Below are 13,814 nucleotides of genomic sequence, written 5' to 3'. Positions count from 1 at the left end.
GGAGTTGGATTTCTCTGTTTTCGTTCTGGTGATGGAAGTATGACTGGCATTACTGCTAGTAATCTGGGAAAATTAAGTTTGTTAGCTAGGTAATTTGCGATCGCTATAATGATACAAAGTCAGTCGGAAGTTAAGCGTGTAGAAGAATTGCGCCAGTTGTTGCAAGAAGCTAGCTATGCTTATTATGTCCTGGATGCACCGATGATGGCAGATGCTGTCTATGACCAGCTTTATCGGGAGTTACAAGAGTTAGAAATTGAATATCCAGAGTTAGTTACACCGGATAGTCCGACTCAGCGCGTGGGTGAGAAACCAGCTACACATTTTACTTCGGTACGTCATAATATTCCTCTCTACAGTCTGGAAAATGCTTTTAATGTTCAGGAATTGCAAACATGGGATCAGCGTTGGCGGCGACAAGTACCTAAAATAGATGGGGTGGAATATGTCTCGGAACTGAAAATTGATGGTTCGGCTTTGGCTTTGACTTATGAAAATGGTGTTTTAGTCCGGGGTGTGACTAGGGGTGATGGGGTGGTTGGTGAAGATATTACCCAAAATGTCCGGACTATTCGTTCTATTCCTTTACGGTTGAATTTTGCTGGTGCGAAAAGTTTAGAAAAGATAGAAGTCCGGGGTGAGGCTTTTTTACCTTTGGATGTGTTTAAAGAAATTAACTCCGAACGCCAAAAGGCTGGGGAAAATTTATTTGCTAATCCCCGCAATGCGGCAGCTGGTACACTTAGACAATTAGACCCCCGCATTGTTGCGGCGCGAAGGTTGGATTTTTTTGCTTATACTCTGCACATTTCGGGGATGGATGATGCAAGTATTGCGAATACTCAATGGGAAGCTTTGGAATTATTAGCAAAGATGGGTTTTCCTGTTAACCCCAATCATAGGTTATGTGCTTCCGTCGCAGAAATAGCTGAATATTATGAATATTGGGATACGAAACGCCTAAATTTACCCTACATGACTGATGGGGTGGTGGTGAAGTTAAATCCTTTTAAGTTACAAGAACAGTTAGGTTTTACTCAGAAGTTTCCTCGCTGGGCGATCGCATTGAAGTACGCAGCTGAGGAAGCACCTACTAGGGTGGAAAATATTTCGGTGAATGTGGGACGCACTGGGGCGTTAACTCCTTTGGCTGAGATGCGTCCGGTACAATTGGCGGGGACGACTGTTTCTCGTGCTACTTTACATAATAGCGATCGCATCCAGCAATTAGATATCCGCATTGGTGATACTGTGATTGTTCGCAAAGCTGGGGAAATCATTCCGGAAGTGGTGCGGGTGTTAACAGAACTCCGTCCCGATGATACTCAACCTTTTATTATGCCCACCCATTGCCCAGTCTGTGATCAACCAGTGGTCAGAGAATCTGGAGAAGCGGTGACGCGCTGTGTAAATGCTTCCTGTCCCGCTATTCTCAAAGGGGAAATTGAACATTGGGTAAGTCGGGATGCTTTGGATATTAAGGGTATGGGGGAAAAGCTAGTACATCAACTGGTGGATAGACATTTAGTGCATTCCGTCGCTGATTTATATGAGTTGACAAAAGAACGTTTGTGTGTATTGGAAAGAATGGGAGAAAAATCAGCCCAAAAATTAATTGATGCGATCGCCCAATCCAAAAATCAGCCTTGGTCTAGAGTATTATATGGTTTAGGCATCCGTCATGTTGGCAGCGTCAATGCTCAACTATTAACTCAGAAATATCCCACCGTCGAACAGTTAGCGACCGCCAAGCAATCAGATATTGCAGGTATTTATGGTATCGGTGCAGAAATCGCCCAATCTGTATTTCAGTGGTTCCGCATTCTTGCTAATCAACTGTTAATTGAACGTCTGCAAACCGCAGGTTTACAATTGGCGACTACCCCGGAAAGTACCACAAATCCTAGTAGTTCTAAATTAGCTGGTAAAACTTTTGTAATTACTGGCACTCTCCCTAGTTTATCACGAGATGAAGCTAAAGCATTAATTCAAAAAGCTGGGGGTAAAGTCACTGGTTCGGTGAGTAAAAAAACTGATTATTTACTATTAGGTGAAGATGCGGGTTCTAAGTTGGAAAAAGCTGAAGCTTTGGGAATTACTCAGTTAACTGAATCGCTGTTATTAGAAATGCTGGAAGATTAACCAACCACAGAGGCGCAGAGGACACAGAGAGAAGAGAAAATATTTTCTCTAATTATTATAAGTCTTATGAGGGAGGGTATCTTTGTCCGCCGTTATGTATGTATATGACTGTGCTGTACACTGAAATCTTTAACTGACTACAGATGAACAGAGATAATTTTACATATAGTCATCTTTCTCAGGCTGAGGATATGCAGCAGCTGGGATATATCCTTGAGCAATGTTTTATCATGTCTGCTGGTGATAGCGCTATCTACATGAAGCGTCTGGGTGTGGATAAGTTTCGCGTTATCCATCAAAATCAGCAAGTGGTCGGTGGACTAGCAATGATTCCTATGGGTCAATGGTGGGGTGGTGAGTCTGTACCAATGACTGGAATTGCAGCAGTGGGTATTGCTCCAGAATACCGTGGTAGTGGCGCGGCGATCGCACTCATTCAAAAAACTCTACAAGAACTGCATCAGCAAGAAGTTCCCATTTCCGCACTCTATCCCGCAACTCAAAGACTTTACCGCAAAGCAGGATATGAACAAGCAGGAAATTATTCCACTTGGCAAATTTCTACTGAAAATATCCGGTTAACAGCACCATCTTTACCTTTACATCCTGTAGTTGCTGAACAACATCACATTTTTCACGACTTATATCAGCAACAAGCCAAACTCACTCACGGTTCTTTAAACCGACATCCCGCAATTTGGCAAGGATTAACTCAACCAGATGCTCAAGAAACAGTTTACGCTTATTTAATTGGGAACCCAGACCAACCCCAAGGCTACATCATCTTTACCCAACAACGCACCCCAGATAGTACAATCATGCTGGTGAAAGATTGGGTAATGCTCACCAATGCAGCTATCACAACTTGGTGGTCATTTATTGCGCGTCATCGTTCCCAAGTTGACCAAGTGCAATGGAAAAGTTCTGTAATTGATTATCTCACATTAGCGCTCCCAGAACAAACTGCTAAAATTACCAGTCATCAGCGCTGGATGCTGCGAATTGTCAATTTAGTCAAAGCCTTAGAAATACGCGGTTATCCCCCAGGAGTTTCCACAGAATTACACTTGCAAGTTCAAGATGACTTACTACCTGCTAATAATGGTAAATTTATCCTCTCTGTGACTAATGGAAAAGGTAATGTCATCAAAGGTGGTAAAGGTGAGTTGCAGTTGGACATTTCAGGATTAGTACCTTTATATACCAGTCTTTTTACTCCCCACCAATTACAGCTAACAGGACAAATCCAGGCTACAGAAACAGCCTTATTAGCCGCTACACAAATATTTGCCGCTTCCTCTCCAGGGATGACTGATTTCTTCTAGTATTTATTACGAACTACGTTCGCGCAGCGTTTCCGAAGGAAATATTACGAATTACGAACTACGAATTACGAACTACGAATTACGAACTACGAATTACGAACTACGAACTACGAATTACGAATTACGAATTACGAACTACGAACTACGAACTACGAACTACGAATTACGAATTAAAAACTATGCATCAGAGTTCTGGTCGCTGGCGTTTGGGTCTAGCATTATCGCTGTTGACAGTTTTTTTGTGGGGAATTTTACCGATTGCACTCACAGTCACTCTGCAAGTTCTAGATGTTTATACCATTATTTGGTTCCGCTTTGTGGTGTCCTTTGGGCTACTGGCTGTGTTTTTAGGAGTCAGGGGGAAATTACCTACACGGACACAATTATGGTCTAGTTCAGGAATCTTATTAGCGATCGCTACTTTATTTTTAGCATCTAATTACTTCCTGTTTATGCAAGGTCTAGCCTTAACCTCCCCTGCTAACGCTGAAGTTCTCATTCAAGTAGCACCCCTATTATTAAGTTTCGGTGGTTTAGTAATTTTCCAAGAACATTATACACCACTGCAATGGCTTGGTGTCAGTATCCTCACCTCTGGTTACATTGTATTCTTTCGTGACCAACTGACCAATTTAATTACAGCCCAGAATACTTATATTTTTGGAAGTAGTTTAATTATTTTAGCCGCAGCAGCTTGGGCGATTTATGCCTTATGTCAAAAACAATTATTACAATCTTTATCTTCCGCTCATATTATGCTGATTATTTACGGCGGATGTGCTTTATTATTCACCCCTTTTGCTCAATTACAAACAATTTTTACATTGAATAGTTTCTATTTATTAGTTTTGCTATTTTGTGCTTTTAACACCTTAATCGCCTATGGTGCTTTTGCCGAATCCTTAGCACATTGGGAAGCATCAAAAGTTAGTGCTATCTTGGCTTTAGCACCCATGGTCACATTAATATCAGTGGCGATGACATCAGTATTTTCACCTTCTCTAATTGCCACAGAACACCTGACAAAAATTGGCATATTTGGCACAGTTTTAGTAGTAATTGGTTCAGTAGCGATCGCCTCACAAAAAGCTAATTAGATATATTAAAATTTACCTTAAAATACTGAGGCAAATCAAATTATCGTTTGTTATCATTTTGTAATAACTGCCATCTGGGAATCTACAAGTTTAGGATAAATCATGAATACAATTGATTCATGAATATCCGGGTGATCAATCTGCGCTTCAATACAGCAGTTTACCAGTAAGTGGAAATAAAGTTAATTAGTAGAGGTTTTAATTGGTAAGTATTTACAGTGTATTTACCTTTCGGAATATGGTTCATTTTTTTCCTGTTTATCTATTTAAATTAAGTACAGATATAAATATGATTACTCTTAGAAGATAGTCCTCAAGGTAGATGAATCATATCAAGTAGACTGTAAAACTTGAATCTTTAACCAACTGTAAAATTACTCTATCTATGTATCTTGATCATATTTAAGTTTCCCCTTTCTCCTCCCTATACATCCAGAGGAATTACTAAAAATTAGGCAAACAATCGGCATTATCCAGGGCGCATGAATAACTACTAAAACCAACACCTAGTGCAAAAAAATCACCACAACAGTTGAGCGATGAATAGTTTGTTTGATAATTGGACAAGCACCCTGAAAAGAAATTCGCTCGTGCTAGTTCTAGCAATACTGCTGGTAACATTAGGAATTAATACTTCTATAATGACCGCAAAGCGAATTTATGCGACTCTTTCCGCCACATCCATTTCAGTCACAGCTTTAGAAAAATACGCCGAAGATGGTGTAATTAATCAGGAATTAGCACTTTATCAGCAATACCTACCACCAAAACAATTTGAAAAATTGCAGGGAATTTTACTCACCCCAGTGAAAGTTAGTCCTCTGCTACTTTCTCAATTTCTCTACACACCCCAAGGTGAATTTCTCCTCCACCGTTTGGCGCAAGTAATTCAACCCCAAAGTCATCAATCACAAGAGGGAATTAATAGTTTAAGATCAGCATTAATTGCAGCTGCTGATGAACCAGGAGGTTTAACACTCTTAAATCTGTTACGCAAATATCCCTATAGCAACATTCATATTAATTTAAGGCGTAGCTTTTCCCTCGCCAGAGAACTAGAAAACGTCATTAATCAAACTGAAAGCGCTATCACCGCAGTCACAAAACAATCTTATTTAGAAGCCGCAACCATCCCCAAACCTGTAAACTTCTTAGAATTAGCAGATTTACGTCATCCGGGGAAGTTTCAGTTGCAAAAACACAGACTGAAATTCTTGGACTCCACACGCCATCGTCTGTTGCTAACTGATGTTTACATCCCCTATGTCCAGACTCCCGCACCTGTAATTGTGATTTCTCATGGTTTGGGTACAGACAGCAGTAACTTTGAATATTTAGCCACACATTTAGCTTCTCACGGCTTGGCTGTAGTGGTTCCTAATCATCCTGGTAGTACATCATTGCATCATCCCAGCAATGCAGTTATCGAACCAGATGAATTTCAAGACCAGCCTTTGGATGTGAAATATATTTTAAATCAACTGGAACAAATTAACGATTCTGACTCGCGGTTTCAAGGTCGGTTAAATCTGCAACAAGTCGGAGTTTTTGGTCAATCTTTAGGCGGTTACACAGCCTTGGCTTTAGCTGGTGCGGAAATCAACTTTCCCCAATTAGAAAATGACTGTACACCAGAGGCTCTGAATCAATCCTGGAATATGTCATTATTATTTCAATGTAGTGCTTTAGCTTTGAAACAGGACTCTCATCAAGAGTATAACTTGCAGGATGACAGAGTAAAAGCAGCGATCGCCGTTAACCCCATCACCAGTTCAATTTTTGGTCAAGCAGGTTTTAGCCACATCAAAACCCCTGTCATGATTGTCAGTAGTAGTGGAGATAGTGTCGCCCCAGCATTATACGAGCAAATTCAACCTTTTTCCTGGTTGCAAAATGCCCCTAAATATCTCGTCATGCTGTTAGGTGGAACCCACTTTTCTACTATTGGTGAAGGAAACCCCGCCAGTCAACAAGTCTCATTACCCACAGACATAACTGGGGATGCTTCCCAAGCTCGTGACTACATCAACCTCCTAAGTTTACCCTTCTTTCAAACCTATGTAGCCGCGAAATCACAATACCTTCCCTATCTGGATGCAGCTTATACTAATAGTATTTCCCGTGAATCGCTGGGCTTAAAACTCGTCCAAACTTTCAGCCAAACCCAATTAGCACAAGCCATTAGCGGTGACAGCTTCAAATCAAAACCCGCCAACCCCATCACAGATTTTGGCTTCTGGATATTAGATGTTGTTATTGCAATACTGCGTCAGAGATAGGTTGGATGGTAAGCAAATTACGGAATAATTAACCACAGAGACGCAGAGGACGCAGAGGAATCTGGATTTGAAGTGAGAGTTTTTGGTAAGCAGGAAAAAACTAAACTACATTAGGAATGCTAAATACACCGGAAATCCTTATACCATTTCTGTGTAAAGCTGCGCTGAATTTCTTTCCTTCCTTCCTTCTTTCTTTGTGTACTTCGTGTTCTTCTCCCAAGGGGAGACGCTAACGCGAACGTGGTTCGTTCCTCCTATTTATCTGTTAAATTAGATAATTTAACTGTGCAAGGTTTTCTCAACTTAAACAAACCCTTTGACTGGACATCTCACGACTGCGTGGCGCGGGTGCGAAAACTCTTGCGCCTCAAACGTGTAGGACACGCTGGAACTTTAGACCCAGCAGCTACGGGAGTGTTACCCATCGCCTTGGGTACAGCTACCAGACTATTACAATATCTGCCAGGAAACAAAGCCTACAAAGCCACTATCCGCTTGGGTGTGCAAACCACAACCGATGATTTGCAAGGTGAAATCATTACATCTCAATCTTGTCCGGGATTGGATTTTGCTGAGGTTAAGACAGCGATCGCCCAATTTCAGGGTAAAATAGAGCAGATACCGCCGATTTACAGCGCTATTCAAGTAGATGGCAAACGCCTCTACGACTTAGCCCGCCAAGGTCAAACCGTAGAAGTACCTAAACGGACGGTAGAAATTTTTTCCACAGAAATTTTAGATTGGCGAGACGGAGATTTCCCGGAATTAGATGTGGCGATCGCCTGTGGAAGTGGTACATATATTAGAGCGATCGCTCGTGACTTAGGCGCAATCCTACAAACTGGGGGAACCCTGGCCGCCTTAATCCGCACAGCCAGCAGTGGTTTTAACCTCACAGATAGCCTCACCTTAACAGACTTAGAAAACCAACTACAAGCCGGGACATTTCAACCCAGCATCCCCGATATCGCCTTAGAACACCTACCAAGCGTTACATTACCCACCCTGTCCGCACAAAAATGGTGTCATGGGCAAAAAATCCCTCACACTCTCGATTTTTCCGGTATAGTCAGAGTCTACGATCAAGAAACTGCCTTTCTCGGTATCAGCAAACTAGAGGATAACTTACTCATACCCACAACAGTCTTAAAAAATTAACCAACTTCCACCCCAACTTCTTTAATCTCTAAAACTCTGATTTCTTTGCGTACTTTGTGGTTCCTATTTTTAGGATTTACTCCCAAGTCGCAGCATCTTTTAACACAGCCGGAATTTCTCCTTGGGATAGAGGAAACTCTAACAAAGTTTCCCTATAACCCAAATATCCAGACTCAGCGAAGGACAACAGCATTCGCCTTAATGCTAACCACACCTCTGGTTCATACTCCCAATCATGATTACGGGTAGCCCGACCAGCAATGGAATGTAGCGCCCAAAAGTATGAATTTCTCACCACCGACCCACCCTTTTTAAAGGCTGGTAAGTCCTCTTTATTAATAAATAGGATAGTATTTTCAATTCTGGCTCTCATTCAGCCATTATACAGCGATTTCCAATTATATTATGTACCTCATAACACCGGGAAGTGATGTAATTGATTGGGTTGAGAGAATATGTAGAGTCAAGTTCTTACTACAAATCATTACAAATTTGAAGTGACACCCACACGCAGAGTTAACCCAGGACTATATATCCGATTAACTCGTTCATATTGCTCACCCAGTAAATTTTCTAAATAAATCGTCAGTCCCAAATTACTGTTAAGAGGAATCCTACCACTCAAATCTAAATTTAAGAAAGCAGGTGCAAAATCTCGGCTGGTTTCACCAGGGACATTAAAAAAGGCGCGGCGAGTCCCACTGTTATAGGTAACATATAAATTAGCATTCCAGCCGGAATTTTGATAACCCACACCAGCTTGAGCCACAGAATAAGGAATAAAACCTAACTGTAAACCCCTTTCTGCTCCGCTTTTGATGTGAGCATCTGTATAAGTGTAATTCACAAAACTTGACCAGTTCTGAGCTAGTTGTAACCTTAAAGCCGCCTCTAAACCATTAGTATTAACTAAACCAATATTTTCCCATCTTCCCGCAATAATCCCCAGACGATTATCTAAACTACTACCAAAATAAGTAAACTGGCCAATTAAATTATTTGCTAATTTGACATCCACTCCCGCAGTCCAAGAGGAACCTGTTTCCGGTGTTAAATCTGAGTTAGGTTCCCAACCGTGAACAGTATCATAAACATATAATTGATCTAAACCAGGATTACGTTGTCCCCCAGCCCAACTTCCGCGCATTGCAACTGTTGGCGACAGCGCATAACGTAACCCAGCGCTAGGGTTAAGATAATTACCAAACTCTCCATCAAAGCTTTGTCTTAACCCCAAATCAACCTGGAAATTATTACTAATATTTAAAGTATTCACAGCAAATAAAGCTGTATTTAACACATTTCTATTTTCAGTCTCGTTCAGAGAAATTCTATCAGGTCTGGTACTAAAAGTATCACCATTTAAATTAGTATTCTGCAAATCTAATCCCCAGCGTAATTGATTACTGGGTGTTAATTTCCATGCATGATCTACTCTAGCTGTTAGTTGTTGTGTATCTAAAACACCTGTACGGTTAAATTCTTGCCCCGCAAATACCGTAGGGCCATAAGTGCTGAAGTAATCTTTGTTATAACCGAGTGTGGTGGTGAGATTAGAACTTTCTCCTTCGCCCAAGCGGGTTTTCCAAGATAAGCCCACATTTAGTCCATCATGGTCTAATCTATCCCTTTGTAAAGGAAAACCGAAATAAATTAAGCCGCGACGACTGCTGAGGGTTTTAACATCGAAATTTAAAGAGTTTTTACTATCTAAATCTAATCCAATGCTGCCAAAGTAAGTACTGGTGGCTGTGTCTGCATTCGATAAAAATCCTTCAGGATCACGATTAGCCGCACCCAGGGGAACGCGATAACGATTATCGATAAAATATCTTTCAAAGCTGAAGTTATAGCGAGCATCACCCACAGAGCCAGCATAACTCACCTGTTGATTATTTAAATTTAAGGAGCCAAATTCTGTACTTCCAGTTAATCTGGGTTGACCATAACCCTCTTTGGTGATGATATTAACTACACCACCGAATGCCGATGCACCATACAAAGCAGAATTTACGCCACTAGACAATTCTACTCGTTCAATAGCCTCTACCGGAATGCTATTTAAATCAGTTCCGCCATGATAGGTATTGACATTATTATTAATTGGTCTACCATTAATTAAAAATACTGACTGATTAATTGAAGCGCCGCGATAGTATGTACCTGTGTGAATATCTGCACCGTGTCCCACATTATTGATGGTGAAACCAGGCATTCTTTTTAAGATATCGGCGACACTTGTCGCACCCTGTTGTTGAATTTCTGCTTGGTCGATTACATACACAGGGGTAGACTCAGGCACAGTGTCTTGTTCTGCGGTGACTTCTAGAAAAATATCTGGCTCATCGCTGGGAATTGATTCTATTTCTGGCTGAGTTTCCGGTTTAACTTCAATTGGTATAGATTCTTGAGTTAATAATTCAGCACTAGTAACAGGTAAATCAATTTCACTCAAGTGCAAAATTCTTGAGTTAACCTGTTCTGTGTCACTACCCAGAGAGGGAGAAGCTATGAATAAAATTTGTAAGGCCGCTGATAGGAAAAAAAAATACTTGCTCACTTGGTGTTCTTACTTTAAGTAAAAATTACTAAGTAGTATTTTTGCTTCCACTATAAAATAATGTCAAAAGACATCCTGTCATAGTTACTGTTACAGCCATATTCAAACAAATGGATTGTGAGCGAGTTGACTAACAAGGTAATTAACCCGCTCATTCCAATGCTGATTAGTTGATGTTTGGTTCAATTTCACCTAGTATCGGCAAATCCAAATTCACCGAATTTTCCGGGGAGGCTATGGCCGCTTTAGGAATTTCTATGACTGGGTTATTTAAAGCCACCATCAGGGGAGAATTGGAAACCACAGGCTGCGCCTTACCTGCTGTTGGCTCCAATGGTTTTTGCGCTAGTTGCAGTGTTTTGAATCCACCACCGGGGATAAATCCAGATACTGCACCAATCATACAAGCTGCTATAGCAGCTCCGCCAAATGCCCAAATGGGAAGGGAGCGGCGGCGCAGACGCTGTAGTACTTGCTGGGAAGTTACTTGTGGCGACTGTGAGGGTGCGGGGACTGGTATATTCCGTAAACCCTGCCGTAGATTTAGTAATCGGCTATACAGGAGTTGGACTGAGGCATCATTTTTTAGCCATTCCTCCACTTCCCTGCTTTCGCTAGCTGTCACCTCGCCATCGAGGTAAGCACTTAATAACTCGAAGCGATCGCGCTTCACCATATCCATAGCACCCGTTGATTCATTGGTATGCTGACCTGTCTCATCAGAAAAATCTTGTGAATTTAGCCGATGGTCACGATCATCAAATGGAGAATTAGTATTCATTGTAGCATTATGACCAATTCATATGCGGGTAAAATCAGCGAGAAATACTGATAATTTTAGGAAATTTTATCGAGATGGTTCCGGGACTCTAAACAGAGATCATTATTCTGAAACATTGTTTAAATGTCACCGTTAGGAATCAAGATAATTTTGTAACTGAGTTTGCAACCTGGATCTAGCTCTGGCGATTCTCGATTTCACTGTTCCCAAGGAAACGCCTGTAATTTCGGCAATTTCTTCATATGCCATACCTTCAATTTCTCTGAGGACAATGGTAGTGCGAAACACCTCTGGTAAATCCGCGATCGCTTCTCGCAGTTGCTCGTAAAACTCTCTGGTTGTGAGTTCTTCTTCTGGTCCGGGAGTATCGCCAGCAATTTCCCAATCCATCTCGCCATCTTCTAAGGTGCGGGGCGCATCTAGGGACAAGGGACTGGCTACGCGCTTGCGTTTACGTAACTCGTCATAAAACAAGTTAGTTGCAATCCGGCTTAACCAACCACGAAACTTGACTGGCTCTTGTAAGCGGTTAATGTTTCGATAAACTCGAATCCATACCTCTTGAGCTAAATCGGCTCTGTCTGGCCAATCTGGAGCCAGGTGGTATAAAACTCGATCAACTTGACTTTGATAGCGGCGCAATAGCTCTGCAAACGCGGCACGGTCTGGGCGCACTCCGACTTGACAGCTTAAAATCAGATCGTGGTTAGAGAGTTTGTCAACTGAAACCGAAGCTTCTGGGTATCTGGTATCAACAGTTGACCAGGATACAGTAATCGATTGGCTCATAGATCGTACTGAATTTTGAATCATCCCTATCTATTAGACAAGCTATTGAGTGCAATGTTCCGGAAAAAGTGCCGGATTTATTATTGGTACATCAATGTATATAAAGTGAACCATATTCATCGCTACAGCCAAATACTGTTGTAGCTCCTAACAACTGTATTGCTGGGTTTTGAGCCATGATTGAGCAGCGATTGAACTTTAGTGATTATACGTACATTGTGCCATCAACATCATCTGACTCCCTGCAATTGACAAACCAGATAGTATATGTAGTCAAGAAATACGGTAACAAGCACCACTATCACTGCTAATCTTGGTCGTGACCGGGAATTTTAGATTTTAGATTTTAGATTTTAGATTAAAACAATTTGGTACAAGCCCCGTCCTTGAGGACGGAAAAATCGTAAATCCCAAATTTTCCAGATCTACACTTTAGGGTGGAGTCAATCGTAAATCCCAAATCGAGTGGCTGACCAGGTTTTAAATAGGTTGGGAGCTTCTGCAAGGTCAAGTTTCACATCTGTTAATATAAGCAGGGCGATAAATCGGCTTATTTTTTCTCGTTTTTCATCATAATTGGGGTTGATGTTTGTTTCTGCTGTGGATCATAAATACCCGCATGAATAGAATTGAGTATCCGGACTTGAAAAAAGAAATTTAGGGAAAATGTGATGATGACTGCTAGGAATAGTTTTTCAAACATGATTTTTCTCTCACCCACACGATTAATGATGGATTACTGTACTGTGAGTGTTCCTGGGAATCGAATTTTTCACTCAGAATTGTGTGCTGAGATATCTTTATCGGTTTAGTTTGCCCAAAACTGTCCGCAGAGTTATAAGGGAACAAATAAGTAAATATAAATTATTGATAATTTGGGGTGTAGTGATGAACCAATTAATTAACTGGATATTTCAGGGATAAACAATAGGCGATCGCAATGGTAAGAAATGAATCTGTAGCAAATATATTTATGTTTCTCTGTTTTGGCACAGCCATCTTATCGCTCGGTGTTCATTGGCGAATGAAAATCACTCCAGCCCAGTTTGAGCAGCCAGCTAACGCCGCCGGAAGACAGGTTGAGCGTGATCAAAGGGGTTTAACTAAAACTGCTGGTGCAGCGCCTTCTACAGCTCCCGTTCAACCGACTCAGCCGTCACCTATCGAAAGGATTTCTCTACCTAAGAAGTTGGCTAAAGTCAACGCCGCTACTGAGTTGTTACCAAAGATGCGCTCGGTATTACCTGGACAAAGGCAAAATTCCCAGGCTTTCTCTTCACAAACATCATCTGAGACAGAAGTTGTCGTCAATTTAAGCGATCGCCGTACCTATGTTTATAAGGGTGGTGAAGTCATAGCTAGTTACCCTGTGGCGATCGGTAAAGAAGGTTGGGAAACTCCTACAGGTTCTTTCCGCGTCAAGGGTATGCAACATTATCCTATTTGGCAGCACCCAATCACAGGTAAAGTCTTTCCATCAGGTGCTGATAGTCCTTTGGGAGAGCGATGGATTGGTTTTTGGTCAGATGGACGCAATCAAATTGGCTTTCACGGTACGCCAGACACACACTTGTTAGGAGCTGCTATCTCTCATGGCTGCTTAAGAATGCGTAATGATGATGTCCGCTTATTATATGATCAAGTAAAAGTTGGCACACTTGTATCAGTGCGTGAGTAAATTTA

Annotated in this window: 11 protein-coding genes; 6 read left to right on the top strand and 5 right to left on the bottom strand. The window is 41.4% G+C overall.

From position 1 onward, the window contains the following. Positions 1-108 precede the first annotated feature (108 nt). The 5 genes from ligA to truB all read left to right on the top strand — a co-directional run bounded on the left by ligA (position 109) and on the right by truB (position 8,001). Entirely contained in the window at positions 109-2,142 is a 2,034-nt protein-coding gene (ligA, locus tag VB620_RS17325; protein ID WP_323197393.1) for an NAD-dependent DNA ligase LigA, read from the top strand. 143 nt (positions 2,143-2,285) lie between these two features. Continuing rightward, positions 2,286-3,467: a GNAT family N-acetyltransferase gene (locus VB620_RS17320; protein ID WP_323197392.1), complete on the top strand. Its 1,182-nt coding sequence runs from the start codon at positions 2,286-2,288 to the stop codon at positions 3,465-3,467. Positions 3,468-3,646: 179 nt separating this feature from the next. Further along, positions 3,647-4,564, top strand: a complete 918-nt coding sequence (locus tag VB620_RS17315; RefSeq protein WP_323197391.1) for a DMT family transporter — start codon at positions 3,647-3,649, stop codon at positions 4,562-4,564. Between the two features lie 539 nt (positions 4,565-5,103). Further along, complete coding sequence (locus tag VB620_RS17310; protein WP_323197390.1) at positions 5,104-6,843, top strand: alpha/beta hydrolase; 1,740 nt, start codon at positions 5,104-5,106, stop codon at positions 6,841-6,843. 285 nt (positions 6,844-7,128) lie between these two features. Then, entirely contained in the window at positions 7,129-8,001 is an 873-nt protein-coding gene (gene truB, locus VB620_RS17305; protein WP_323197426.1) for a tRNA pseudouridine(55) synthase TruB, read from the top strand. A gap of 76 nt (positions 8,002-8,077) precedes the next feature. On the opposite strand, the gene VB620_RS17300 is transcribed toward truB, so the two are convergent. From VB620_RS17300 to VB620_RS17280, 5 genes are all read right to left on the bottom strand, one after another. Continuing rightward, complete coding sequence (locus VB620_RS17300) at positions 8,078-8,374, bottom strand: hypothetical protein (protein ID WP_323197389.1); 297 nt, start codon at positions 8,372-8,374, stop codon at positions 8,078-8,080. Positions 8,375-8,485: 111 nt separating this feature from the next. Next, on the bottom strand, positions 8,486-10,561 hold the full coding sequence (locus tag VB620_RS17295) for a TonB-dependent receptor plug domain-containing protein (RefSeq protein WP_323197388.1): 2,076 nt from the start codon (positions 10,559-10,561) through the stop codon (positions 8,486-8,488). 166 nt (positions 10,562-10,727) lie between these two features. Then, positions 10,728-11,342, bottom strand: coding sequence for an anti-sigma factor family protein (locus VB620_RS17290; RefSeq protein ID WP_323197387.1), 615 nt, complete (start codon positions 11,340-11,342; stop codon positions 10,728-10,730). Between the two features lie 132 nt (positions 11,343-11,474). Then, complete coding sequence (locus tag VB620_RS17285; RefSeq protein WP_323197386.1) at positions 11,475-12,131, bottom strand: sigma-70 family RNA polymerase sigma factor; 657 nt, start codon at positions 12,129-12,131, stop codon at positions 11,475-11,477. Between the two features lie 550 nt (positions 12,132-12,681). After that, positions 12,682-12,834, bottom strand: a complete 153-nt coding sequence (locus VB620_RS17280; protein ID WP_323197385.1) for a hypothetical protein — start codon at positions 12,832-12,834, stop codon at positions 12,682-12,684. Between the two features lie 237 nt (positions 12,835-13,071). On the opposite strand from VB620_RS17280, the gene VB620_RS17275 reads away from it, so the two are divergent. Further along, positions 13,072-13,809 (top strand): L,D-transpeptidase, encoded by a 738-nt coding sequence (locus tag VB620_RS17275; RefSeq protein ID WP_323197384.1) that lies wholly within the window; start codon positions 13,072-13,074, stop codon positions 13,807-13,809. Positions 13,810-13,814 lie beyond the last annotated feature (5 nt).

The sequence above is a fragment of the Nodularia harveyana UHCC-0300 genome (assembly GCF_034931085.1).
In the GTDB taxonomy this organism is placed as follows: domain Bacteria; phylum Cyanobacteriota; class Cyanobacteriia; order Cyanobacteriales; family Nostocaceae; genus Nodularia; species Nodularia harveyana.
This window is presented reverse-complemented; position numbering and strand designations above follow the sequence as displayed.